This window comes from Methanoregula sp. (assembly GCF_049518935.1).
Classification (GTDB): Archaea; Halobacteriota; Methanomicrobia; order Methanomicrobiales; family Methanospirillaceae; genus Methanoregula.
This window is the reverse complement of record NZ_JBEKRH010000008.1, coordinates 102,080-125,569: the sequence shown is the minus strand read 5'-3', so window position 1 is coordinate 125,569 and position 23,490 is coordinate 102,080. Positions and strand designations below refer to the sequence as shown.

Below are 23,490 nucleotides of genomic sequence, written 5' to 3'. Positions count from 1 at the left end.
ACTTATTGTGGGACTACAGCCGCCGTAACTAATCCTCCAGTTGGATCCACTATTAAAGTGACATCTGCTGCTGGTGGTTACGCTGGAAGAACCGAAGTTACGGTTATTGGTACGTTCAATGATGGAACCAATCAGGTGGTATTAGATACCTATATCTAACTTCAATAACCTTTTTTGCAATTTCCCAATATATCTGATGTATCCAAATCTAAATTGATATTCGATTCTTGGTTTTATATAAGCAATTCTTTCTCGGTCATAATGGAACAAAATTATAAAGCATACCTGTCCTTCTGTGATGTGAACACTCTAAAATTCATTGCAGATTTCTTTGTTCGTCTTATTCTCTCTCAAAAATCCAGGTAATAATATTTATATATGGCCACTTAGTATAACGTCATATTACATTGTGTTGCCTGTCATCGGGCAATTTTAGGTGTTTGAAACAATGGTATTTGCAAAGAAAAATGATGACGGGGTGTCCCCGGTGATTGGTGTGATCTTAATGGTCGCAATCACGGTGATCCTTGCAGCGGTTATCGCCGCGTTCGTCTTTGGTATGGCAGGAAACATCAGTAAAACAAGGGTTGTTGCAGTAACTGTGACGAAACAGGGTTCATCGGGTATTACTTTGACAGATCAGGGTGGTCAGGATCAAGGATCATTAAGTGCAATTAATGCAACCACAAGCCCGAATCCTGCGATAAGTTGTTCTATTAATGGAGACATCGTTACTCCCGCTCTTACGGGAGGAATCTGTCAATATTTGAAACCCCCAGTTGGGTCCACACTCCAATTGATAACCAGTGCTGATGGATATACCGTAAGAACCCAGATCATGGTTGTCGGTACATTCAGTGACGGAACGAATCAGGTATTGTTAAACACATATCTTTAATCCAACACTCCTTTTTTCAGTTTGGAAACGCAAAAGATTCTCTGTTTTAATTGATCGCATGACAGCTTCATCGGCAGCTCTGATCAGGTTTTACCTGATCACCAACATTGATTGTACCCGTATTTATTAGGCCCTCATATTGTAATTTATCACGATATTTCAAGACACATTTCAGTACCGTTGAATGCGAGAGCCCCAGAAAAATGGTATAAATCCGATAAAACTCATAATAAAATTCATCCGGCCGGACTAATTTTGTTATTCCTTATGGGAAAAATACATGGAAATTTTTTCTTCAGAGTACAGAAAATCCTGGTAAACATATAAAAATACCCCGAATAGGAACAGGATAAGAACCCCAATTGGCATGGATACTCCGGCAGGCCCATGCAAGAATAGACCATATTGAGCAACACAGGACGCCAGGTACAGGACTCCCGCCCCTGTAATCCCTGCAATTATATACCGAAGATACTTCCGGGGTAACCGGTTCCAATAACCAAGCGAGCAGATAGTCGTCAGGGTGAATACAACGGTTCCCAATGTCCAGAGAATCACTGATAGTGCGGTCCTCCCCTTATAGACTCCTGCGAGAATAAAATTAATTTCATGGTTTAAGGGGATCAGGGAATTACCCTCCGAGTACATCTGGTACCGGAACACCGAACCCTGTACCCCAAATGCCAGGTTATCCCCGATGACAAAACACTGGAGAGGAAGAATAAGCCAAAAAATGCAGAGAACCACTGCAATAATCCACGTTCGCACATCTGTAATTTATCAAGAAACGGGATAAATTTATTGGTTTTTGAAAATAGCTCAATAAGACTCAGCAATACAAATGCCGGGATTATTCCTGCGTATAGGGAATAATAATCGTGATTTTGCTCTCCCTGATCCGGGACAAGGTTCTGTTACCTTGTCATGAGATAAAAAATGCCAGGTTAAAAATCGATAAAAATGACTAAATAGCACATTCTGATCATTTTTCTTGAAGATTAAACAGACAATTTGATTATTTCATACAAGTTGACGAACCCGGGACAATGATCGCATATCACATCCTGCTCCGGAGAATAGTTTCCGGTAGCGGATCCCATTCCCTGCCATGGCCTTATATCTGATCTCCTCCCCACCTATCCTGTGTGATACCCCATGACCGATAAAAAGAATGAATCCCTCGCAAGCCAGGTCCTCACCCCGGCCGATCTCATCGCATACCAGGATGGCTCCGTGGTCAGCCGCATGCTCGTGTACAAAAAGACCGGCACCATCACGCTCTTTGCCTTTGATGCCGGGGAAGGGCTGTCAGAACATACCGCTCCCTTCGATGCGATCGCTTCCATCATTGACGGGGAAGCAGAGATTACGATCGATAAAACCGCTTATGTGCTCCATGAAGGCCAGATGATCATCATGCCGGCAAAAATCCCCCACGCAGTCCTTGCAGAAAAGCGGTTTAAGATGATCCTGACCATGATCCATGAGTAAAATGCGTGAAACAGGCGTATTGTTGCTTCCCCGGAGGATCATCCGAACAATTCTGCAATAATCTGTTCACGGCTTATTTTCTGGTGCCTGGCAACATCCGTAAGGATCGCATGGAGTGTACCGACACGAAGAGGTTTGTGCCGGGGAATGGTAATGTCATGGTCTCGGCCGTCAACATTCGCAGTAAGACGCTGATGACTGCCGGTCTGGTGGGCCACCCGGTACCCGTACCGTGAAAGGCGACGGGTGAGTTCGTCGCCGTTAATATTTCTTGGCAGCTTCATACCGGCATCAGTTCATCTTTTACCAGGTGAAGCCGTATCACCCGGGGACGATTCTCGCTGGTGAAATGGCAGGAGACAGCATCATGAACCATTTTTTTTAATTCTTCGAACGTATCTGCTTCGGTAAAAATAGAATGGTTAAGCGATCGTGCCTCATATCCTCCTTCCGGAGATTCCTCGACAATGAAAATAATCTCGCTGCTTTCATATATTCCCATAAAACTTCCCTAGGTAGATATATTCTGGACTTGCTCATCAACTTTTCAGTGCACGTAACACGGAGCTAAAAACGTGCTCTCGTCCTTCCGGTCTGCCAGATGATCATCATGCCGGCAAAAATCCCGCACGCGGTCCTTGCAAAAAAGCGGTTTAAGATGATCCTGACCATGATCCATGAATAAAATGCGTGGAGCAGGAGTTGAACCTGCGAACGCCTGCGCGACGGGACCCTAAATCCCGCTCCTTTGACCAGACTCGGATATCCACGCCAGTTTTTATGCGGGAAAAAATAATTGGAAATCTCTCCGGGATATTCCCGCGTATCCGGACTATTTGTCAGGAACTGATAAGAGCATATCGCCGGTCCGGCCCGTATTGAATCCTATTACATATCGACACGGGTCACGACCCCGTGGATCTTGTCCGATGGCAGCTTGTAGAACTGCACAACGGAGGGGGAGAGGCGTTTGAGCGCCCCGAAGATCCGCCAGATCATGTGCGTGGTGATGATATCCTCCATGCCGTAGAAGATCGTCTTCTCATCGATCTCGGCCTCTTTAAGGATATGCCCGATATCGACAATCTCCATGTACCCGAGATAGATCTCGAAGATGGAAAGGCCCGGGGTGATCTCCCGGGTGACGCCCCACGTGACCCCGAACGGCTGTTCCGTCCGTATGATCGAGATGATGATGTTGTCGTCGTAAATAATGTTGTTGGTGAACATGATCCGCTGGATGTACTGGGGCAGCTTCCGGAAATCCCGGGCAAAGAAGAGTGCAGATCCCGAGATCCGGTTTACCGTGGGGTAAATCTCGTTGAATTTCGGGAGGAACTCCTCAAGCGGGACCGGGCTTAATGCATTGGCGAGCTTGCTCTGCCCTTTGACGTAGATGAGAATAATGCAGAGCGGGATAAACGCGATCAACAGCGACACGTACCCGCCGTACGGTATCTTGTGGAAGTTCGAGGCCAGGAAGATGACATTGACCAGCAGCACAACAAACGCGATCAGGCTCTTGAGGATCTCGCCCCTCAGGAGGAAGATCCAGAGGATCATCACGCCGGTGATTGCCATTGTCCCGCTCACCGCAAGGCCATAGGCATGGGTGAGGTTATTGGAAGACCGGAATATGAAAATAACCAGCAGAACGGCGCCGAGGAGCATCCAGTTGACTACATCGATGTAGATCTGTGACCGGAGCTGGGGTGACGTATATTCGATCCGCAGGAGTGGCATGATCCGGGTAGTGATTCCCTGGTATACGATGGAAAATATCCCGGAGATCATTGCCTGTGACGCGATAACCGTAGCGGCGATACTCAGGATCAGGAACGGGATATAGAGAAATGAAAATTCCGAGAAGACCATCTCAAAAAGGACATTCTGGGTTCCGGGATGGGTCATGATGAAGGCACCCTGGCCAAGATAGTTGATGGTGAGGGCGACAAATACGAGATACCATGCACGGATGATCGGTTCGCGGCCGAGATGGCCCATATCGGCATACAGGGCTTCGCCCCCGGTGGCACACAGGATCACGGAAGAGAGAATGAGAAATCCTTCAAGCCCGTTGTGAAGCAGGTAGTTGATCCCGTACATCGGGTTAAGTGAGAGCAGCACACCTGGTGCCGCAGACAGGGCAATGAACCCGGTAGCCGCAAGGGTGATGAACCAGACGACCATCACCGGGCCAAATGCCCATGCAACCTTCTCCGATCCCTTGGCCTGAAGGGCAAAGAGGCCGATGGCGATCAGGGCAGCGAGGGACATCAGGAGAATCTGCGTGGTGTTTTCGAATCCCGGGATGAGGAGGATCCCCTCAACTGCCGACAGGATGCTGATTGCCGGCGTGATTACGCCGTCTCCGATAAAGAGGGAGATGCCGACTATCGCCAGCAGGGAAACAAACGCCACCTGGTTTCCGGATTTCAGGAGGGGAAGGAGGATCTCTTTGAGCACGATTGTCCCGCCTTCACCTTTCTTACCAAGGTGCATGGCAAGGTACGTGTATTCCACCGTTACGAGTGTGGTGAGGGTCCAGATGATCAAAGACAGGATGCCCATGATATTCTGGGGGGTAGGGGGTATCAGGAGAAAGATTGCCGTCAGCGTGTAAATCGGACTGGTACCGATATCGCCAAATACCAGTCCCATCGACTTGACAAGTCCCGGCATGGCAAAATAGTCTTTGAGCATTGCTTCTTTACCTCTCATCAGAAAGATGGATAATGCTTTCTCTTTCAGGCTTGAGTTGCCACTCCTGTTACTGGTTATTCCCCAAGTACCGTAATGTCTGCAGGGATCTGTCGATCCTTGATATACATCCGGTAGCTGGTGATGAGCAGGACAACTATCACCGGCCCGAGCACAAAACCCGCAAGTTTCATGGTCAGGAGGCCCCCGATAATGCCGATGAACATGAGCACCGGGTTGATCCTGACGCGTTTGCCCACGATTACCGGCCTGATGAAGATCTCCGGCAGGCAGGAGACGGCGATATACCCGAGAACAAAGAGGATCAGGACTCCGCGAAGATCGCCAATCGCAAGGGCATATGCGCCGACAAGGAGGAAGGCAACGGATGCTCCCATAACCGGTACCAGCTCGCAGAGAGCGGCCAGGAATGAGTAAAAGACAATATTCCCATAGCCGAGCAGGTAGAAGACCGGAAGTGAGATGAAGAATGTCAGCACCGCTATCGCGATCTGGACAATATAGATCGCATACAGCGTATCGACCGTCACGGATGAAAGCCGGTTTACGTACTGGCTGACTGCGGACGGAAGACGATCCATGATCTTCTTTTTAAGTTCTTCCCCGTGGTAGAGCAGGATGGACAAGGTAAAGAAGAAGATGAATGCTTTGAACGCAATGAAGGTCAGGTCATCGATGAGCGTTGCACGGTAATCGAGGAAGATGGCATTCCCCGTGTTCAGTAAGCTGATAAGGCTTGTTTTTAAGGGAAACCCGAAAATCTCGGGCTGGGTTGAGGCACTGTTAAGCCAGGTGCCGATGGTAGAGAATATCCCGGCGAGAGTCGTGGCATTGGACGAAAGGATGGCAAGCGTACAATAGGCGAATATCCCGGAGGCACAGATCACGCCGGCAGTAACAAGGATTGCCGAGAAGACCGGGCGGACATGCCGCGACAGGTAATGGTGTACCGGCAGGATGACGATGGCAAGGGATGCCCCGAGCAGGACCATGTCCATGATCGACCAGAAGAAGATGATGGCGGCAAGGGTCAGGATGACCATGAGAATAAACGGAAACTGGTCGTTGCGGAACACGTACATATCTGGTTATCTAGTGTTCGGGGCCCGGAATTAAAAGGGTGCCTGTGCAGGAAGTGTGCGGGGGAAAGAAAGAACGATAACAATAACCATATAACATTATCCAGCACGTGGTGATCAGATGAAGCGGATCGAGCATTTTGCCATGATCGCTCACGATATGGGGCTCATCTTCGAGTTCCTCGGCATCGCATCACTGGTACCCTTCCTTGTTCTTATCGTCTTCCACGAATGGAATCTCATCCTGCCCATGGCAACTGTCCCCCTGACCTTCCTTGTCCTGGGATTCCTCATCTCGCAGGTGCCTTACAAGGATCTCGAACCCTCCTTCTCTGCTACCCTTTCTGCCGTTGCGCTCTCCTGGCTTGCGATTGCTTTCATCGGTGCGCTGCCGTTTGTGTTCGGGCTTCACATGACCTACCTCGACAGCATCTTTGAGGCGATGTCCGGGTGGACCGGTACGGCATTTACCATGATCCCTTCCCTGGACCTCGCGCCAAAGACCCTTCTTTTCTGGCGATCGTTCATGCAATGGATCGGAGGGGTCGGGATCATTGTCTTTGGGATCTCGCTCCGCCGCAAGACCCGGGCCTCCCTTTTCCGCATGTACCGGGCCGAAGGCCGGGCAGACGAGCTGGTATCGGCTACCGTCTCCACCAGCCGGAGGGTGTGGATGATCTACCTTGTCCTCACCTTTGCCTTCACCGGCCTTATCATGCTCATTGGCATCCCGTTATGGGATTCGCTTAACCTCGTCATGACAACCATTGCGACCGGCGGGTTTACGCTGCATTCGTCCGGGCTTGCCTATTACAATAATCCTCTTCTGGAGATCCTTCTCATCCCGGTAATGATTGCCGGGGCAGTGCCATTCAAGATTTTTTTCCTGCTCTACCATGGGAAAGTCCGTGACATGTTCCGGGACCATACCGTCAGGATCCTTCTCCTGATCGCGTTCCTGGGATCGCTCATCATCTCAGGCGATCTCTACATCTTTGGGGATATCACCCTCGGATCCGCGTTCAGGCAGGGCACGTTTACGGCAGTCTCCGGGATCTGTACCTGCGGTCTGCAGAATTCTGACATCCACCACTGGGCCACGGTTCCCCTTGCGGTGTTAACGATGATGGTCTTTATCGGGGGAGCGATGGGGAGCACGGCCGGGGGCGTCAAAGTGAACCGGCTGGCACTCGCATACGAGGGTGTGCGGTGGTGGTTCCGGCGGTTCTTTGTCAGCAGCCGTGTGATCGTGCCCCTGCGGCTCGGGGGAAAAACGATCTCCCGGGAGATTTCCGATATTGCGATCTCCAAGAACCTGCTGGTCATCGTGATCTATGTACTGACCATCTTCCTTGCGACCATCGTCACGCTTCACCTCTATATCACGTCATTCAGGCTGGATGAGGTAGTGTTTGAGATCGTCTCGGCGCTGAGCAACTCCGGCATGACGGTTGGTTTCATCGGCCCGGAAAGCCCGGTTCCCATCAAGGCGATCTTCATTGTGCTCATGTGGCTTGGCCGGCTTGAGATCGTTCCCGTCATTATCATTGCCATGGGTATCGGCAAGGAGATCAAGGATGACATAGCGCGCGATGCAGATGCGAATAAACCGGATGGAAGTGAATATCACTGATTCAGGAGTTACCGGTGAATGGTATCTGCCCTGCACCGCACTCCCTTATCTTGGTGTACTGCATATATAGTGAGAACAACGGTGACAGATGGCAGAGATCAGGATAGTCGGCACAGCCCATGTCTCGCAGCACAGTGTGGACGAGGTCAGGACCGCAATTGAAGAATATAAACCCGATATTGTTGCAATAGAACTCGATCCATCGCGTTTTGCCGCCCTCAAAAAACAGGCCCGCGACCCGACCGTCAATGACGTTCTCGAGGTCAAGAATTTCAACTCGCTTCTCGTCCAGTGGCTGCTCGCCTATCTCCAGAGAAAGATCGGGTTCGATGTCGGGGTCGAGCCCGGTGCGGAAATGAAGGCCGCCATTGAGGAAGCGGAGAAGCGGGGAATCCCGATCGCTCTTGTGGACCGGGACATCCGGGTCACGCTCCTGCGGTTCTGGAATTCCCTTGGAATCTTTGAGAAGATCAAGATGGTTTGGGCCCTGATCGTCTCCATTGCCGAAGTAGACAATGGCGAGAAGATCGATATCGAGTCGCTCAAGGATCAGGACGTCATCGACATGGTCATGGAAGAGTTCCGCAAGTTCTCTCCCAACGGTGCCCGGACCCTCATCGATGAACGGGATGCGTTCATTGCCCACCAGCTTATTCTCCTCAAAGTCCAGCGGCCGGAAGGACGTGTACTTGCCGTAGTCGGCGCCGGTCACCGCCAGGGAATCACGAATCATCTTGATAACCCGGCATCGCTCCCTCCCTTTGATTCCCTCACCCGGGAACCAAAATCGTTCCCCTGGGCAAAGATCTTCGGGTTTGTCGTCACCTTCCTCTTTGCCTTCCTGCTTGCCGCGATCGCGTTCTCGGGGGTTGGCTGGAATGTCCTGCTCTACGCGTTCCTCTTCTGGGTGATCATCCATGGCACGCTCGCCGCAGTATTCACGCTCGCAGCAGGCGGGCACCCGTATTCAGCGCTCACCTGCTTCTGCGTGGCATGGATGACCTCGCTCAACCCGATGCTCCACGCCGGCTGGATTGCCGCGTATGTAGAAGCCCGGGTCAGGAAACCGCCACTCACGGATTTCCGGAAGATCTACGAGACCGAGTCGCTTTCCGATATGGCAAAGATACCCCTCTTCAAGGTAGTCTTAGTCGCAGCGCTTGCCAATCTCGGGAGCATCCTTGGAACCATCCTGTACTTCATCTTCGTCTTCCCGCTCCTCAAGATTGATCCCGGGTATGTGATCTCTACCGGTGTCCATAACATGTGGACATGGTTCACCGGGCTGGTCTGATAATGCCCCTTTTTGCCAATCACTTTTTTTAACGCTTGATGTACGCCTGGGTTACCGGTATTTTTCCGGATCTGTTGCGGGCGCACCGGCCGGGACGCGGCCTTTCAGTTCAGCAATCTCCTTGTCAATCCAGTCCTGTACAATCAGTTTCACCTGGTCCCTTGACATGCCCGCCCGGTACCGGAGCCGGATCTCCACTTCCAGCATATCGAGAACCGGCGTGACGATCGTAAAATAGGATGCCGGGCTGGTGAATCCCCCGGCCTGTTCCAGATGCAGCACGACCAGCTCGTTGAGGTGCCCGAGCTCGTCCGTCCGTCCAATAATACCTTCAAGCGTCATACCGGCCGGGACTTCGCCGGTGAATGGATCCGTATGGGAATCTGGTGCGCAGGGATCCTGCGGCATGTTCTCCCGGGAAGTGCGGGTATTGTATTCGTCCATAGCTATCGTTCAATCTCTCTTTTACCGGCAGGATTTTCCCTCTCCCCGATCTGCCGGTATTTGCTAACCGGAACAGCTTCTGCCCGCAGGGATTTATCCTTTTGTATACCGTTACGACCACAAAGGTTTATGCCGTTTGGAGCCATCTCCTTTTTGCCATACGCACCGGCACCAGCGTGATCCTTTTGTCCAGTACTGCCCTGCTTGTTATCGAAGGTCTCTGGTGGACACCGGAGCAGAAACCCAAACGTCCGTCCGTTCTCCTCTTTCTGGAAGGTCTTGAAAGTTATCGTGGTGATTTCAACATCTACTATGCGAACTTCTATGAGAAGACAGGCTTCCGCAGGGCACTTGAGGACGACCTGACCAACACCCGGGAGGACCGGCTCTTCCTGTATGTCGCCGCCCACGGAACGGGAAAGCGGATCGGCGGGCTCAAGGCAAAGACCGGCATGAAACTGCCGGCGATGTTCAAAGCGGTAAAGAGTGCGGCAAACTATTCCAATATCGAAGGCGTCCTGATCGGCTCCTGCAGCGTGGGCAACAATATCGACGACTTCATCTCGACAACGAAGAATTCGCATATTGCCTGGATTTTCGGCTATACCTGCGAGATCGGCTGGATGGCAAGCACGCTCATCGATGTCTCGATCTTCGAGCATCTCATGAAACTCCGGAAGATCGATCTCAAGGACCGGAAAAAGATTCTTGATGCGTTCGTCAAGGCCCTCAAACGGTTCAACGGGGATTATCCTCTCTGCAAGATGAAAGGAAAGAACATCCTTTTGAAGGACGCGATCACGCTCGTTGTCCAGCCACGAAGTCCGGGGTTTAAGGCACAGGACGAGACCCGGTACCTGCTTGAGAAACTCGGATGGGTTCCCGAAGAAAAGAACCGATCGGAAAAATAGGATAAAAAAATCTGTCTTAAAAAAATGCGCAGCTCTTTCTCAGACCGGCCTGACCTTCACTTCCGGCTTGGGCAGGAACGGGATGATGGAGGCTGCGATCTTTGCAATATCCATTGACTGCAACACAACCCGGCCCGGGCCGGTGAGGGTGGTGACAAAGAGCCCCTCGCCGCCAAAGAGCGCAGTGGTGATTCCGCCGGCGAGCGCGATATCGTAGCCAACCGTGAGATCGAACCCGACAACCAGACCGGTCTGGACCTTGATTACTTCACCCGGCAGCAGCGTCATCTCGATGATATCGCCGCAGCAGTGGAGGAAAACCGTGCCCTGCCCGGTCATCCGCTGGAGGATGAAACCCCCGCCGCCGAAAAGTCCGGCCCGGATCTTGTCGATGAAAGCAACGTCGAGTTCCACCCCTTCGTCGCAGCAGAGGAAGGACTCTTTACGGGCGATGAATTCCTTCTGGTCGGCAATCGTCACCGGGAAGATCCTGCCAGGCATGGTGCCGGCAAACGAGACAAATCCTGCCCCGGAACCCGGGGTGAACCGGGTCAGGAAGATGGATTCGCCGGTAACGGCCCGCTTCAGGCCGGAGATGATCCCGCCCTTGAGCTGGCTCTCCATCAGGAAGGACCCCGTCATGTTTACCATGGACCCGGCTTCGGCATAGACGCCCTCTCCCGGGGAGAGGTCGATCTTCACCATCTGCAGGTTATCGCCAACGATCTCGTATTTCATGATATCTTGTACTGGATTTTGGCAGGGGAGATGAAATGTGTTTGGGATTTTCCGGGTGAGAAGAATAAACCCGCTGACTGATGCAGTTTAACCAGGACAGGAATGATGGGGGTCGGAGGGGTCGTACCTTTAATGAGATCGACCCTCGTCCGAACAAATTCCCGTCATAAACCTTCCTCACGCATGCAAGTCCGTGATGAAAGGGAAGGGGGTCACACTCCAAAAGCAGGTCACCCCCATAAGGGGTCATAGGGGTCGCACACTTTGTGACACCGACCCCCCGATTCATTTCCTCTGCACAAAATCTTATCAGAAAACCACACTCTCATGCATGCAGGCCCGTGCAGGGCACGTGGGGAGTCGAGAGGGTCCCACAGGAGTTTCCGTATCTCTTGTGAACTTCGCCCAGACGCGACCCGGAATGCGGAGCGCCGAATCTCCGCGAAGCAGGAAGGCGAACCATCGCATACGATGGGCTATTTTTCACCGATAATAAAAATTTTAATCCTCCGTCAAAACAATCCTTAATACCATAACGCAACCAAACTTGTGCAGATGAACGGGACAAAACTTGCCGGCGGCCCGACCCAGGGCGAGATCATGGCGGTCACGCTTACCAAACTGGGACTGCTTGGTACGGACACCGTCCTTGAGATCGGCTGCGGTACCGGCACGGTCTCGGTCGCTATGGCAAAGACCGCAAAAAAAGTGTATTCGCTTGACAAGCGCCCGGACGCGATCTCGCTTGCAACGGAAACCGCACGGGAAGCAAGGATGCACAATATCGAATTTTTCTGCCTTGACGCGGTGGATTTTCTCAAAGAAGATCACGTGTTCGACTGCGCATTCCTTGGCGGAACGCAGCATATTGCAGAGATCCTCCCGGTACTTGCAAAGAAGGTGAAGCGGACGATCGTTATCAACGCGGTGATGGTGAGCACCCTCGAACGTGCGGTGACTACCCTCAAGGGGCTCGGGATCTTTACTGAAGTCGTACAGGTTCAGGTCTCGCGGTCGTATGACATTGCCGGCAGTATCATGTTCAAACCAATAGATCCTGTCTATATTATTGTTGCACGGGGTGCCGCATGCTCGTAGGACTCGGCCTTGGGCCGGGCAACCCGGAGCTCCTCACGCTCCGGGCGGTCCGGCTCCTGAAGGAAGCGGATGCAGTTTTTGTCCCGGGAAGGATCGCCCACGATCTCGTTGCACCCTACCGGGAACCCGTCATGCTGGACTTTCCGATGACTGATGACGAAGCGAAGATCCGTGAGTGCCTCAAGGCAAATGCAATAAAGATCGCACCTGTTGCGGAAGCGGGTCTTGCAGTTTTTGGTATCCTTGGAGACCCGAACTTCTTCTCCACCTTCTCACGGCTCTGCGATGTCATTGCAAAAACCCATCCCGGTATCGGGTGCCGGACCGAACCCGGGATCAGCTCCATCACCGCATTTGCCGCGGCTGCCGGTGTTTCCCTCAACGAAGGGTTCACGGTTTCTGACGGAACCTTCTCGGACACAAAGATACTCATGAAAGTACGCAGGCCAAAAGAACGGGCTGACCAGCTCCGGTCCGAAGGCTACCGGGAATTCGTGCTGGTCGAACGGATGTTCTTCCCGGATATGAAAGTGTACCGGAATGCCGGTCTGCCGGAGAAAAGTGATTACATGAGCGTGATGTATGCCCGGAAATAATCCTGACAGGGTGATCTGGTTTGTCGGGGCTGGCCCTGGTGACCCGGAACTGATTACGGTAAAAGGAAAAGGTCTGCTCGACCGGGCCGACGTACTGCTCTACGCGGGTTCGCTGGTCAACCCGGCCCTCGTCGCCTCAAGCCCCGCTGCGGAGAAAGTAGACAGTTGGGGCATGCACCTCGAGGATATAATCGCCCTGATGGCAGATCGTGTGCGGCAGGGTAAGACCGTTGTCCGGCTCCACTCTGGTGACCCGGCGCTCTACGGATCCATTGTTGAACAGATAGCCGAACTCCGGAATCTGGACATCATGGTTAAGATCGTCCCGGGAGTTTCATCGGTTTTTGCAGCAGCAGCAGCCTTAACCACGGAGTACACGCCCCGTGGTGTTTCAGAGACCCTGATCATCACCCGCCCTGCAGGAAAGACGCTTGAGAAGGATTACATCGCCGAACTCTCCCGGTACCCTGCCACCATGGCGTTCTTCCTCGGCAGCGGACACTTTGCCGATATAACGGCAAAACTGGCATGTCCGAAAGATACTCCGGCAGCAGTGATCTTCCATGCGTCCTGGCCCGACCAGCAGATCATCACCGGCACCGTTGCTGACATTGCAGAAAAAGCAGAAGACGCCGGTATCACCCGCTCCGCCCTCCTCATTGTCGGCAGATCTGTCCGGGGCATTGATTCCGGTTACCAGCGGTCGCATCTCTACTCATGAACGATACTGTCGTCATCACGTTTCCGTACTCCCGCGGGGAAGCAGAACGCATAGCCGCATTCCTCGGGGCGGATGTAGCGGAATACACGCGGGATATTTTCGCTACGGTCTTCCCGGGACGGAAACGGATCGTTGCGCTGATGTCGATGGGCATCGTCGTGCGGAAGATCGCTCCGCTGCTGGAGGACAAGTGGACAGATCCGGCAGTGGTTGTCGTCAGCCCTGATCTCCGGTACGCGGTACCCCTGCTTGGCGGTCATCATGGGGCAAACGAACTGGCAAAGGAACTGGCCGGGCTCGGAATGCAGCCGGTCATCACTACCGCAACGGAGTCGCGGGGCCGGGATTCTGTCGAGACCCTTGCGGAGCGGACGGGTACTGAGGTACTCAACCGGGACTCCACCCGGCAGGTGAATGCAGCTCTGTTGAACGCCGATGTCCCGGTCCATGCCGTGCAGGGGCCGGCCATCGTGCTCGCCGGCCCTGATGTTTCCATACTCGTGAAAAAAGGGGAATATACGGTCGGTATCGGGTGCCGGAAAGGTGTCAGGTCCGGTGATGTCGTGGATGCAGTTCGTGTTGCCCTGGCAGAAAACGGGATCCCGGAGACGGATGTGCTGGTCTATGCGACAACAACCAAAAAACTGGGCGAGACCGGCCTTGTCGAGGCAGTGGGTGTCCTTTCCGGGAATTTAATATTCCTTGATGATAAAACAATAAACGCACAGACGGGCCTCTCGCCTTCGCGGGCATCCCGGATCGGACTCCTTGGCGTTGCGGAACCCTGTGCCCTTGCAACGGCAAAGAGAAAAGAGCTCGTCATGGGAAAGAAAGTCTACGGGAGCGTAACGGTTGCCATCGCACACTGAAAATACAGGAAGTCTTGCCATTGTCGGTCTTGGGCCGGGCAAACGGGAGTACATGACCGCCCGGGCCCTGAAGGCCATCGCCAGCGCCGAATACGTGCTCGGGCATTCCATGTACCTTGAGCCGCTGGAACCGTTGCTGAACGGCAAGACCGTGATCAGCAGTTCCATGGGAAAAGAGGTGGACCGGGCACAGCAGGCGATCGACCTGGCCAAAACCCATGCGGTTGCCATCGTCTCCGGTGGCGATGCCGGTGTCTATGGCATGGCAAGCATCGTACTTGAGGTGCTCGAGCATGACGGGGCAGAAATCAAAGTCGAGGTAATCCCGGGCATAACAGCGGCAAATGCAGCAGCATCAAGGGTCGGCTCTCCGCTCTCCGGTGATTTTGCCGTGATCAGCCTCTCCGACCTGCTCACGCCGCTGGAGATCATCGAGAAGCGTCTTGACGCAATCTTCTCGCTTGGCATCCCGGTTGTCCTGTACAACCCGAAGAGCCGGGGCAGGCCGCACAACTTTGCGCTGGCCGTTGAGCATGCACGGAAGCACCTCGGGAAAGAAACCCCCATAGGAATCGTAAAAAATGCGCTGCGCGAGCATGAAGAAACGATCATTACGACGCTGGGGGAGATTGAAGAACATATACCTGCCATCGATATGCATACAACAGTGATCATTGGCGGCAGCGAGAGCAGGATCTGGAGGAGGGGAGACGATGTCAAAGGAATCATCACACCACGCGGTTACCACCGGAAATACATATATTGATCCCGGTGCAGACACAAAGGAAGGATACGCGATCTCGCAGAAGTCCCGGGCACTTGCCCGGAAAGCAGTAGGCAACGAGACCCCGGAAGATCGGATCCGCCAGCGCTGCTCAATCGCAGTCGGGGACTTTGCCATGGCAGCACTCATGCGTTTCCGGCACGACCCGGTGCCCGCGGTTCTCGAGGCCCTTTCGCGGGGCGCTCCCGTCATCACGGATATCCGGATGGTCCAGATCGGTATCCAGAAAAAAGGGCATACGAGCGAAGTGCTCTGTGCGCTGGATTATGGTGCAGAGATCGTCCGCGAGCGGGAGATCACGAGGAGTTCGGCCGGGTTCATCGCCCTCAGGGAAAAACTCCCCGGGTCCATTGTCGTTATCGGGAATGCCCCCTCAGCGCTTCTCTCCCTTGCGGAGATGGTGAAAGAAGGCATACAGCCCGCTGCGATCATCGGTGTGCCGGTCGGGTTTGTCAATGCCGCAGAATCCAAGGAGGTTTTGCGGACTCTCACAATCCCTTCCATCTCCACGGAAGGGACCCGGGGCGGGACACCGGTGGCAGTTGCGGCGATCAACGAGTGCATCACCATCTTCATTGAAGGCTGAAAGGATGAGAGACCCGGTCACCGGTTTTGTGTACCCGGATGCGTGGGTGGAGCGCTGCCAGGATCCGTACCGGCTGCATCTCGCAGAGGAAGGTCTCGCGGTTCTCACGGCTTCGGGCACGGTACTCGTCCGGGGCTACACGACCGGGACTACGGCGGCCGCTGCCTGCATGGCCGCGGTCCTCACCACAGACGGCCCGCCGGCCCTCTCGGTCCCCGTCACGCTGCCATGCGGCCTGGTCGTGGACGTGCCGGTCAATGCGGATGGCGGCCGGGCCACGGCCCGGAAGTTTGCCGGCGACTACCCGGACGATGTCACGGCCGGGATTGAGTTCGTGGCAAGCGTTCTCCCCGCAGCGGAAGGGATCCAAATCCGCTTTGGTGAGGGGGTCGGCCGGTTTTCGCGGGATACCCCGCGATACAAAAAGGATGCGCCGGCAGTCAGCCCGCCGGCACTTGCCTGTATTGAGGAATCCGTCCGTGAAGCAATGGAGTCCGCGGGTCTCCCGGGCGTCCGGATCGAGCTCTCTGTTCCTGAAGGCCGGGCTGTGGGAGAGAAGACCCTGAACCCCAGGGTCGGCGTCTTGGGCGGGATCTCAATTCTCGGCAGCACCGGGCTGGTCGAACCCTGGGACGATCACCTCACCGAATCCTCACTCAGCCGGATCAGTGCTGCACGGAGACCGGTCCTTACCACGGGACGGGTCGGGCTCCGGTTTGCCCGGCTCCGGTTCCCTGAAGACGAGGTGATCCTGGTTGGCGGGAAGATCGGTGAATCCCTGGCCGCGGTTAAAGACGAGGCGATCCTCTTCGGCCTGCCGGCCCTCATACTCCGGTTTATCCGTCCCGGGATACTGGAGGGAACCGGTTACGGTACCGTTGAGGAATTGTCAGTATCCCCTGCCTTTGGCCCGATCGTGAAGGAAACACTCGCAGGCTTTGCGAGGACAAATCCCGGGGTAACCGTTATCCTGATCGACCGCGAAGGAACTATCATAGGAGAGCGTGCATGAAGATCATCGGTGTGGGCTGCGGCCCGGGGCTTATGACAGAACAGGCAATAAAGGAACTCCGGAAAGCCCGGAATGTCTACGGCTCGGGCCGGGCGATTGATCTGGCCCGCCCCTACCTTGCCACCCAGGCAAGTGTCAAATCGATTGATGACTTCAAGGCCCTGCATAAGCTTCCCGCAGATGCCGTTGTCTTATCGACCGGTGATCCCATGCTTGCCGGCCTTGGCTATCTTACCGGGGAGGTTATTCCCGGCATCTCTTCGTGCCAGCTGGCCCTCTCCCGGCTCCACATACCCCAGTCCCGGGTAGCGATTGTTGTCGCCCACGGCAGGGGTCATGAAAAGGGGATGCAGGAGACGCTCGATGAGGTGCGGCGGGGGAAGATCGTCTTTCTCCTGGCAGATCCCAAGTTCGACCTTGCAGAATTATACCGGCGTCTTGCCGGCCTCCAGATGCCCTTGCAGCTATCGCTCTGCGAGAACCTGGGATACAAGGATGAGAAGATTACCACGGCCCCGATCCAGTTTCCGCCGGTGAAATCCGCAGACCTGTACTCCGTGGTCATCGGAAATTTCTGATCCCGGGAAGTACCCCCGGGAAGAATGGATTGATATAAGAACGCTTTTTTCCGAAAAGGATCAGACAGTTCTGCCAGGTGCAAACCTCGTTGATAAGGCAACAAAAACGCAATTGCGAGGCGTATTGTCTATAAACGGAATGAACCTTGAGGCACGATAATCTCAAACCGTGCGCCTTTGCCCGGCTCCCCGGTCTCCCGGATCCTGATACCGGTGATTGAAAGAATTTCCCGGGAGAGGAAAAGCCCGAGCCCGGTGTTCTTTCCAAACCCACGATCGAAGATCTTTTCCTTTACGTCCACCGGGATGCCGTAGCCATCATCCTCGCATACGATAAGGTGGTCAGCCCCAGATTCCTGCGCAGAGAACCGCATTGTCGTAATCGTCCCCCCGTGCTGGACTGCATTATCCATCAGATTGTAAAAGACCTTGACAATCAACGGGTCAGCGAACAATTCTGTTTTAGCAGGAATATCATTTTTAACCGTGACATTTCCAAGCCGGGCTTGCTTTGCCGCAGTTTCGATAAGCTTACGGCATTCCTGCCAGACAGGAGCATTGACCCCGATCAACTCGTATTCTTTGGTGAACCGGATCATGGCAGAGATACGTTGTGCAGCGGTTTCGGCTTCCAGTAAATATTTTTTATATGAGGGATCGGACTGCTTCATATCCAGCAGGGCGATGTAACTCTGCAGCACCGTCACCTGATTGTTGATGTCGTGCCGTGTGATACCAGAAAGGAGTTTTAGTTTCCTGTTCGCGAGGCGAAGTGCTTCTTCCGATAGCTTACGCTCGGAGATGTCACGGGTAATTCCCCGCCATCCCATAAATCTCTCCTCTTCATCAAACACCGTGTTCGTGACGACTTCAGTCATCAGGGTACTGCCACCCCGGCAAACCTGTTCGAGGAGGTATGTGGCACTCCCCCGGAAGAAACGACCCGGATTCTGTTCAATACGCTTTGCCATCTGGCACCGTACATTTTTCTCAGATGCCGGTGTGATAAAATCAAAAAGTCGTTTTCCTACAACTTCTTCCGGGGTGAATCCACACTGATGAAGAACGGATGGGCTGACATAGGTAAAGGTCATATCCGCATCCATCTGCCAGACAACATCTTTCATACACTCGGCAAGGAAACGATATCGCCTCTCACTTTCCCGCAGCGCATTTTCAGACCGCTTGCGTTCAGTGATGTCATGCACCGATCCGATCAGGTGTGTACAGGTATTTGCATTATCAAAGATGGGAGCGATACTAACTTCTCCGATCAGCTGCCCACTGGGGTAATTGGAGGTTTCCTCCCAACGAACAATGGCCTTTTCTTCAATGGCCTGCCGGTATTTTTCCAGAACCATGGAGAGGGACGGTTCGGGGATGATCTCGTTCACCTTCATGCCAATCACCTGCCCGGAAGGCAATCCGGTGATCCTGCTAAAGGTCGAGTTGACTGAAGTAAAGCGGTACTGCTCATGAGGTTCGACGGTTAGCTGAAAGATGACGTCTCCGACAGTATTATAGATGGAAGTCAAGCGTTGTTCGTTTTCATGCAGTGCCTGCTCCTCCAGTTTTCGGTCGGTAATATCCTGACCTACCGACTGGTATTCGGTAACCTTTCCGGAAGGATCGAAGATCGCCCGGTCGCTCCACCGCTGCCACCGTATTGTGCCGTCGGGCATGATGATCCGGTGTTCGATGACATCAACCGGGTGGTCTGGCGTTAATGATGCAAAGAACTGTTTCACGCGATCCCGGTCTTCACCAGGAATCCTGGGACGGAACCGGTGTCCGAGGATCTCGTCACTTTTCAGGCCGAAATATCGGCAGTAGGCGTCATTGACAAAGACATGGGTGCTGTCCGGTAAACACCGGGAGATGAATTCGGTCTGGTCCTCAACGACATTCCGGTACCGCTCCTCGCTTTCCTTCAGTGCCTGTTCCCGCAGGGTCAATGCATCAAAACTGGAACGCAGTTCTTCTTCTGCCGCTGTAATCTGCTCATAGGAAGCGTTGAGTTCCTCGTTTTTCTTGAGGAGTTCTTCTTCAACACGCTTGTGTTCGGTGATATCGATAGCAACACCGAGCACAGCCTGCTGGTTGTTGCCGAGCGTAGTAAAGGGGACCTTGGTGGTCTGGAGGATATGCTGTTTTCCGAATGCGTCAATATAGGGTTCCTCCGGAATAAACTTGGTCGTCCCCGTAGTCATGACTTCACGGTCGTCTTCGAGCATGTGCCGGAGTTCGGCCGTGTCCCCGTGGAACCGGGCCTGGGGTTTCCCCACGATCCCGGCGACGGTCGTGTTGTACCCTTCGGCGACCGCCCGGTTTGCGAGGAGATAATTCCCATTCCAGTCCTTTGCAAAGATCATATGGGGCACAAGGTCGATGATCTGCTTGAGCTGGGCAGCGTCACGCTTCAGCGCATCCTCATCTGCCCTGTGCCGTGTAATATCCCGGAAAATTCCCTCGATGCCGGCGATCGTACCGTTTTCGTCACGATAATAATGACTGTATGTTGAGACCCAGAGCGGAGTGCCGTCCCTGCATTTCAGCTGTACCTCGTAGTCCGCAATAGATCCATTTTCAGTAAGGATCCGAAGCAGTTCTTCACGTTTTTCCGGTGAAAAGTAGAATGTCTCTGAGATGGGTTTGTTTAAGATGTCATCAAAGGACTCATAACCCAGCGTCCTGAGGCAGCTCGGGCTTGCCATGATGAGGTTTCCCGCCAGGTCACTCCGGTAGAACATATCCTGGATGTTGTCGATAACACTACGGTATTTTTCCTCACTTTTTCGGAGCTCCAGCTCTTTACGGGTCAGTTCATCTAAATTTGCTCCGAGTTCCTTTTCAGCTGCTGCAATCTGCTCATAGGAGGCATGGATTTCCTCGTTTTTCTTAAGGAGTTCTTCTTCAAAATGCCTCTGGTCGGTGATATCGCGGATGGATTGAATAGCACCTATCAGTGTGCCCTGTGTATTGTAGAGCGGGGTGGCGATAATCCATATCGTTGCCCCCCTGCCATTGTAAAGGAACGGGCTTGTAGTTTCGGCAGTCAGAGTTCGCCCGTCCCTTTTCAGGAGGGGATATTTTGCCTCAAGGTCTGGATCTTCATGGAGGACTAAGTCAATGAGAACCGGTTGTCTTTCATGGTAACCGGGGATCGCGTATTCATAATTCCCTTTTCCCAGTATTTCTGCGGCAGCCACACCGGTCATCTCTTCCATGGAATGATTCCAGGCTATCACCACTCCCTTATTATCAATAGCGAACGTGGCGTCTGGCAGGAAGTTTATGATATCTGCCTGCTCGCGCTCAAGGTCACGGATGCTTGCCTCAGCCAGATGTTTCTGTACTGCCTGGCGGATCTTGTGTTCCAGCTCGGCGAACTGGGCTTTTGGGTCGCCACCTTTCTGGAGATAGAAATCCGCACCGGAGTTGATGGCCTGGATAACCACCTCTTCCCGCCCTCTTCCGGTGAACAGAATAAACGGAATGGTGTTTCCCGACGTTCTTACGGTCTTCAGAAACTCGATACCGTCCATGCCCGGCATCTGGTAATCGGAGACAATGGCATCGTAGATCTTCGAATTTAGCAGGGCAAATGCATCCGGGGCGGACGCGATAGTGTCAACGCTGAACTGCCCGCTTTGCTCAAGAAAGAGTTTGCCTACCTCAAGAAGGCCAGGTTCATCATCGACGTAAAGTATATGATATGTTGGGACCACGTTGTAATTCTCCGGTATTGTTCGAGAATCGTATTATACCTTGCCTTTTTTATGAGGTGATATAATCATTCATGGGAATTGTCTAAAGAAATGCATGCGGAGCTTCGGTTGGTGTATGCTGGAATTAATCCACCAGCATCATCTTACATTCCGGGCAGTACTGCCAGGGTATCGCACTCCAGGATTGAACTTTATCTTTTGTAATCTTGATGTGGCAGCGCTTCATATCTCCGTGGTTATCGGAAATTTCTGATTCCTTGCAGTACCCCAAGGAAGGATGGATTGATATAAGAAAGCTTTTTTCCGATAGGATCAGATAGTTCTGTCAGGAGTATATCTCATGGATAAGGCAACAAAAACCCAAATCAGTATCGTATCATTTGTCATTGGTCTGATCATGCTGTTTATCCCCTATTTGAAAGATTTCGGTTCCGTTGTCCCGGGAATAACCCAGTACTTCAGTCTCATGTTCTACCTTGGGTTGTTGCTGGTCATTATCGGATATTACCTGAAATAATTGTAACAAAACGGCAGCGGTATCTTTTTTGGTGCGGTTGCAGTCACTGTAGGCTCCCGCCGTTGAAATGGAACAGGTCCGGGAGAGAAGCAATAATGCAAAAAATTACTTTTTCTTCTTTGCTTCCGCTTGCGGCTCTTGTGCTGCTGCAATCTTTATCTCGCACTGGCGATCCCCGGAACACATGGTCCGGACAAACCGGGCAGAATAGTTTTTGTTGAGCAGGGGAACGGCAGTGAGGGTGAATGCCATACACTTACGGAACGCCGGATTAACTGGTAGGCCTACACCGGCATTGTGCTCAATGAGCGGGCACCGCTTCATAATGATGACAGAGCGATCGGACGAAACCTCAAGAGCTTCGCCGGAAAAGCCGGGCCCGAAAAGGATCATGAGCACGATGCGCATGGTCCCGGCAAGCTGCTTTGCATTCCCAACCGGCAGGGAGAGATACCGGGCGATCTCAACGGCCGTGCGGGAGAGTTCCATCCAGACCTCCTGCTCGATCTCGTCATATTTCTCTCCCACGAGAGGGCGGAATGCCGCCTCATAGATGGCCGGCAGCCGTGCTGCAAACTCCGCAGCCAGCCGCCACCGGACCTCTTCGGGGATCTCCTTGAGTTCAGTCATTATCCACTTCCCGGTTGCCTTATCGGAATATGGGAAATTGCGTCATATCAATTCTTGGATTGGCACAATCCGGTTACCCTGAGGGGACACACTCCGTTTGTTGAATTGTTTTTGCACTTTCCCCTCAGGAGACAATTTCAAAATACTTCCCGTTCTTCCGAATGAATCCCTCCGATTCCAGTGCCCCAAGAATCTTTGTCACACGCTCTGTGTCTTTTTCACATGCATGAATAATCTGTACAGCAGTCATCCGGTTTTGCGCCACCAGCAACCTGAGTATCTCCCCCCGAATCTTCCGGTCAGATCCTTCAAACGCGGATTGTTTCGTGTAATGGACGCTCCGGCGGTTGGGGTTTGGCACGCTTTTTTTCAGCGAGGTCCCAAGATCCATGAGGGCCCAGTACCATTCCCGGGGATTTTCCCGGTCCAGTGAACGTTCGACAAGGGGAAGGATCTCTTCATCGCTCACCTTGTCCCCGTCCCTGAAGAAAAAGTGAATAAATACCCTGCGGATATTGGTCTCGATAAAGACAACCGGCAGGTTGAAGGCAAACGCAACGACAGAGGAAGCAGTTGCCCTGCCGATGCCCGGGAACGTGGCGAGTGTATCCACATCGCAGGGCAGGCATCCGGCAAAGTCCTCCATCACCCGTACTGCGCATTTCTGCAGGGCGATGGCCCGGCGGTTGTAGCCCAGGCCCTGCCAGACCGGCAGGATGTCGGCGAGGGATGCATGGGAAAGTGCAGGAAAATCCGGGAACCGGGTAATGAATTCCGGGTACTTGAGGGAAACCCGTTCGACCTGCGTCTGCTGGAGCATGATCTCCGAGACAAGGATACGGTAAGGATCTGTGGTCTCACGCCATGCCATCGGTCGCTTATGGTCCCGGTAAAATGCAAGCACCATCTGCCGGAACTCTTCGATCCCAGGAGGGTTTTTGTTGTCGGCAGAATAGCGGGTTTCACCCGGGATGAGATTCTCCTGACGGGAGTTCTTCCGGGAAGGTCTGGACGAGGGTGGTTTGGAAGTCGTACTGTGTGATGTGATAACCCGCATATTAATCGTTCAGGTCAGGGCAAGGAGTAATGGACAAATCCGGCGTGGGAGTTGAACATTTATTGAATGTTAGCTGAAAAATTTTAGCATCAGACGGAATATTTG

23 protein-coding genes and 1 tRNA gene are annotated in these 23,490 nt (G+C 53.1%); 14 read left to right on the top strand and 10 right to left on the bottom strand.

Translation table 11 applies throughout. The features are described 5' to 3' along the window. Positions 1 to 448 precede the first annotated feature (448 nt). Both ABSE13_RS07355 and ABSE13_RS07350 read left to right on the top strand, forming a co-directional pair. Positions 449 to 898 (top strand): type IV pilin domain-containing protein, encoded by a 450-nt coding sequence (locus ABSE13_RS07355; RefSeq protein ID WP_424027860.1) that lies wholly within the window; start codon positions 449 to 451, stop codon positions 896 to 898. Between the two features lie 1,155 nt (positions 899 to 2,053). Next, the gene (locus ABSE13_RS07350) at positions 2,054 to 2,389 is read left to right on the top strand and encodes a cupin domain-containing protein (protein ID WP_424027859.1); all 336 of its coding nucleotides are present in this window, start codon (positions 2,054 to 2,056) and stop codon (positions 2,387 to 2,389) included. A 38-nt stretch (positions 2,390 to 2,427) separates the two neighbouring features. On the opposite strand, the gene ABSE13_RS07345 is transcribed toward ABSE13_RS07350, so the two are convergent. The 5 genes from ABSE13_RS07345 to ABSE13_RS07325 form a co-directional block, all read right to left on the bottom strand. Continuing rightward, complete coding sequence (locus ABSE13_RS07345; protein WP_424027858.1) at positions 2,428 to 2,673, bottom strand: type II toxin-antitoxin system HicA family toxin; 246 nt, start codon at positions 2,671 to 2,673, stop codon at positions 2,428 to 2,430. Then, positions 2,670 to 2,891: a 2-oxoisovalerate dehydrogenase E1 subunit beta gene (locus ABSE13_RS07340; RefSeq protein WP_424027857.1), complete on the bottom strand. Its 222-nt coding sequence runs from the start codon at positions 2,889 to 2,891 to the stop codon at positions 2,670 to 2,672. Before ABSE13_RS07340 ends, ABSE13_RS07345 begins: the two co-directional genes overlap by 4 nt. A 185-nt stretch (positions 2,892 to 3,076) precedes the next feature. Beyond that, positions 3,077 to 3,161 (bottom strand) — tRNA-Leu (locus tag ABSE13_RS07335). Positions 3,162 to 3,277: 116 nt separating this feature from the next. After that, complete coding sequence (locus ABSE13_RS07330) at positions 3,278 to 5,092, bottom strand: KUP/HAK/KT family potassium transporter (protein ID WP_424027856.1); 1,815 nt, start codon at positions 5,090 to 5,092, stop codon at positions 3,278 to 3,280. A gap of 74 nt (positions 5,093 to 5,166) precedes the next feature. Further along, on the bottom strand, positions 5,167 to 6,192 hold the full coding sequence (locus tag ABSE13_RS07325; protein ID WP_424027855.1) for an AI-2E family transporter: 1,026 nt from the start codon (positions 6,190 to 6,192) through the stop codon (positions 5,167 to 5,169). A gap of 118 nt (positions 6,193 to 6,310) precedes the next feature. Here ABSE13_RS07325 and ABSE13_RS07320 point away from each other — a divergent pair, with 118 nt between their 5' ends. Together ABSE13_RS07320 and ABSE13_RS07315 are read left to right on the top strand one after the other, a co-directional pair. Continuing rightward, positions 6,311 to 7,822: a TrkH family potassium uptake protein gene (locus ABSE13_RS07320; RefSeq protein WP_424027854.1), complete on the top strand. Its 1,512-nt coding sequence runs from the start codon at positions 6,311 to 6,313 to the stop codon at positions 7,820 to 7,822. Between the two features lie 88 nt (positions 7,823 to 7,910). Beyond that, the gene (locus ABSE13_RS07315; protein ID WP_424027853.1) at positions 7,911 to 9,116 is read left to right on the top strand and encodes a TraB/GumN family protein; all 1,206 of its coding nucleotides are present in this window, start codon (positions 7,911 to 7,913) and stop codon (positions 9,114 to 9,116) included. A gap of 51 nt (positions 9,117 to 9,167) precedes the next feature. On the opposite strand, the gene ABSE13_RS07310 is transcribed toward ABSE13_RS07315, so the two are convergent. Further along, the gene (locus ABSE13_RS07310; protein WP_424027852.1) at positions 9,168 to 9,560 is read right to left on the bottom strand and encodes a hypothetical protein; all 393 of its coding nucleotides are present in this window, start codon (positions 9,558 to 9,560) and stop codon (positions 9,168 to 9,170) included. 101 nt (positions 9,561 to 9,661) lie between these two features. On the opposite strand from ABSE13_RS07310, the gene ABSE13_RS07305 reads away from it, so the two are divergent. Further along, positions 9,662 to 10,471 (top strand): hypothetical protein, encoded by an 810-nt coding sequence (locus ABSE13_RS07305; RefSeq protein ID WP_424027851.1) that lies wholly within the window; start codon positions 9,662 to 9,664, stop codon positions 10,469 to 10,471. Between the two features lie 39 nt (positions 10,472 to 10,510). On the opposite strand, the gene ABSE13_RS07300 is transcribed toward ABSE13_RS07305, so the two are convergent. After that, positions 10,511 to 11,209 (bottom strand): TIGR00266 family protein, encoded by a 699-nt coding sequence (locus ABSE13_RS07300; RefSeq protein WP_424027850.1) that lies wholly within the window; start codon positions 11,207 to 11,209, stop codon positions 10,511 to 10,513. A gap of 555 nt (positions 11,210 to 11,764) precedes the next feature. Here ABSE13_RS07300 and ABSE13_RS07295 point away from each other — a divergent pair. The 8 genes from ABSE13_RS07295 to ABSE13_RS07260 are packed head-to-tail and all read left to right on the top strand — an operon-like array spanning position 11,765 to position 17,453. Next, a complete protein-coding gene (locus ABSE13_RS07295; RefSeq protein WP_424027849.1) occupies positions 11,765 to 12,307 on the top strand; it encodes a bifunctional cobalt-precorrin-7 (C(5))-methyltransferase/cobalt-precorrin-6B (C(15))-methyltransferase in 543 nt (180 codons plus the stop codon). Next, positions 12,298 to 12,903, top strand: coding sequence for a cobalt-factor II C(20)-methyltransferase (locus tag ABSE13_RS07290; RefSeq protein ID WP_424027848.1), 606 nt, complete (start codon positions 12,298 to 12,300; stop codon positions 12,901 to 12,903). Before ABSE13_RS07295 ends, ABSE13_RS07290 begins: the two co-directional genes overlap by 10 nt. Beyond that, positions 12,890 to 13,624, top strand: coding sequence for a cobalt-precorrin-4/precorrin-4 C(11)-methyltransferase (locus tag ABSE13_RS07285; protein ID WP_424027847.1), 735 nt, complete (start codon positions 12,890 to 12,892; stop codon positions 13,622 to 13,624). Before ABSE13_RS07290 ends, ABSE13_RS07285 begins: the two co-directional genes overlap by 14 nt. After that, the gene (gene cbiG / locus ABSE13_RS07280; RefSeq protein ID WP_424027846.1) at positions 13,621 to 14,493 is read left to right on the top strand and encodes a cobalt-precorrin 5A hydrolase; all 873 of its coding nucleotides are present in this window, start codon (positions 13,621 to 13,623) and stop codon (positions 14,491 to 14,493) included. Before ABSE13_RS07285 ends, cbiG begins: the two co-directional genes overlap by 4 nt. After that, positions 14,477 to 15,259 carry a precorrin-3B C(17)-methyltransferase gene (cobJ, locus tag ABSE13_RS07275; protein WP_424027845.1) on the top strand — a complete coding sequence of 261 codons (783 nt, stop codon included), beginning with the start codon at positions 14,477 to 14,479 and terminating at the stop codon, positions 15,257 to 15,259. Before cbiG ends, cobJ begins: the two co-directional genes overlap by 17 nt. After that, the gene (locus tag ABSE13_RS07270) at positions 15,207 to 15,863 is read left to right on the top strand and encodes a precorrin-8X methylmutase (protein WP_424027844.1); all 657 of its coding nucleotides are present in this window, start codon (positions 15,207 to 15,209) and stop codon (positions 15,861 to 15,863) included. Before cobJ ends, ABSE13_RS07270 begins: the two co-directional genes overlap by 53 nt. Before the next feature lie 4 nt (positions 15,864 to 15,867). Then, complete coding sequence (locus tag ABSE13_RS07265) at positions 15,868 to 16,875, top strand: cobalt-precorrin-5B (C(1))-methyltransferase (protein ID WP_424027843.1); 1,008 nt, start codon at positions 15,868 to 15,870, stop codon at positions 16,873 to 16,875. After that, entirely contained in the window at positions 16,872 to 17,453 is a 582-nt protein-coding gene (locus ABSE13_RS07260; RefSeq protein WP_424027842.1) for a cobalt-precorrin-7 (C(5))-methyltransferase, read from the top strand. The genes ABSE13_RS07265 and ABSE13_RS07260 overlap by 4 nt, the downstream gene beginning before the upstream one ends. Positions 17,454 to 17,581: 128 nt before the next feature. On the opposite strand, the gene ABSE13_RS07255 is transcribed toward ABSE13_RS07260, so the two are convergent. Then, positions 17,582 to 21,181 carry a PAS domain S-box protein gene (locus ABSE13_RS07255; RefSeq protein WP_424027841.1) on the bottom strand — a complete coding sequence of 1,200 codons (3,600 nt, stop codon included), beginning with the start codon at positions 21,179 to 21,181 and terminating at the stop codon, positions 17,582 to 17,584. A gap of 340 nt (positions 21,182 to 21,521) precedes the next feature. Between ABSE13_RS07255 and ABSE13_RS07250 the strand changes: the two genes are divergently transcribed. Further along, positions 21,522 to 21,698, top strand: coding sequence for a hypothetical protein (locus ABSE13_RS07250; RefSeq protein WP_424027840.1), 177 nt, complete (start codon positions 21,522 to 21,524; stop codon positions 21,696 to 21,698). Between the two features lie 105 nt (positions 21,699 to 21,803). Here ABSE13_RS07250 and ABSE13_RS07245 read toward each other — a convergent pair whose 3' ends face one another. Both ABSE13_RS07245 and ABSE13_RS07240 read right to left on the bottom strand, forming a co-directional pair. Continuing rightward, on the bottom strand, positions 21,804 to 22,328 hold the full coding sequence (locus ABSE13_RS07245; protein WP_424027839.1) for a hypothetical protein: 525 nt from the start codon (positions 22,326 to 22,328) through the stop codon (positions 21,804 to 21,806). Positions 22,329 to 22,452: 124 nt separating this feature from the next. Beyond that, on the bottom strand, positions 22,453 to 23,385 hold the full coding sequence (locus tag ABSE13_RS07240) for an HhH-GPD family protein (RefSeq protein WP_424027838.1): 933 nt from the start codon (positions 23,383 to 23,385) through the stop codon (positions 22,453 to 22,455). Positions 23,386 to 23,490: the final 105 nt, after the last annotated feature.

Excerpts from the sequence above, each read along its gene's own strand:
- ABSE13_RS07355 (WP_424027860.1), top strand. The coding sequence starts at position 449 with ATGGTATTTGCAAAGAAAAATGATGACGGGGTGTCCCCGGTGATTGGT.
- ABSE13_RS07350 (WP_424027859.1), top strand. The coding sequence starts at position 2,054 with ATGACCGATAAAAAGAATGAATCCCTCGCAAGCCAGGTCCTCACCCCG.
- ABSE13_RS07345 (WP_424027858.1), bottom strand. The coding sequence starts at position 2,673 with ATGAAGCTGCCAAGAAATATTAACGGCGACGAACTCACCCGTCGCCTT.
- ABSE13_RS07340 (WP_424027857.1), bottom strand. The coding sequence starts at position 2,891 with ATGGGAATATATGAAAGCAGCGAGATTATTTTCATTGTCGAGGAATCT.
- ABSE13_RS07330 (WP_424027856.1), bottom strand. The coding sequence starts at position 5,092 with ATGCTCAAAGACTATTTTGCCATGCCGGGACTTGTCAAGTCGATGGGA.
- ABSE13_RS07325 (WP_424027855.1), bottom strand. The coding sequence starts at position 6,192 with ATGTACGTGTTCCGCAACGACCAGTTTCCGTTTATTCTCATGGTCATC.
- ABSE13_RS07320 (WP_424027854.1), top strand. The coding sequence starts at position 6,311 with ATGAAGCGGATCGAGCATTTTGCCATGATCGCTCACGATATGGGGCTC.
- ABSE13_RS07315 (WP_424027853.1), top strand. The coding sequence starts at position 7,911 with ATGGCAGAGATCAGGATAGTCGGCACAGCCCATGTCTCGCAGCACAGT.
- ABSE13_RS07310 (WP_424027852.1), bottom strand. The coding sequence starts at position 9,560 with ATGGACGAATACAATACCCGCACTTCCCGGGAGAACATGCCGCAGGAT.
- ABSE13_RS07300 (WP_424027850.1), bottom strand. The coding sequence starts at position 11,209 with ATGAAATACGAGATCGTTGGCGATAACCTGCAGATGGTGAAGATCGAC.
- ABSE13_RS07295 (WP_424027849.1), top strand. The coding sequence starts at position 11,765 with ATGAACGGGACAAAACTTGCCGGCGGCCCGACCCAGGGCGAGATCATG.
- ABSE13_RS07290 (WP_424027848.1), top strand. The coding sequence starts at position 12,298 with ATGCTCGTAGGACTCGGCCTTGGGCCGGGCAACCCGGAGCTCCTCACG.
- ABSE13_RS07285 (WP_424027847.1), top strand. The coding sequence starts at position 12,890 with ATGCCCGGAAATAATCCTGACAGGGTGATCTGGTTTGTCGGGGCTGGC.
- cbiG (WP_424027846.1), top strand. The coding sequence starts at position 13,621 with ATGAACGATACTGTCGTCATCACGTTTCCGTACTCCCGCGGGGAAGCA.
- ABSE13_RS07270 (WP_424027844.1), top strand. The coding sequence starts at position 15,207 with ATGTCAAAGGAATCATCACACCACGCGGTTACCACCGGAAATACATAT.
- ABSE13_RS07265 (WP_424027843.1), top strand. The coding sequence starts at position 15,868 with ATGAGAGACCCGGTCACCGGTTTTGTGTACCCGGATGCGTGGGTGGAG.
- ABSE13_RS07260 (WP_424027842.1), top strand. The coding sequence starts at position 16,872 with ATGAAGATCATCGGTGTGGGCTGCGGCCCGGGGCTTATGACAGAACAG.
- ABSE13_RS07250 (WP_424027840.1), top strand. The coding sequence starts at position 21,522 with ATGGATAAGGCAACAAAAACCCAAATCAGTATCGTATCATTTGTCATT.
- ABSE13_RS07245 (WP_424027839.1), bottom strand. The coding sequence starts at position 22,328 with ATGACTGAACTCAAGGAGATCCCCGAAGAGGTCCGGTGGCGGCTGGCT.
- ABSE13_RS07240 (WP_424027838.1), bottom strand. The coding sequence starts at position 23,385 with ATGCGGGTTATCACATCACACAGTACGACTTCCAAACCACCCTCGTCC.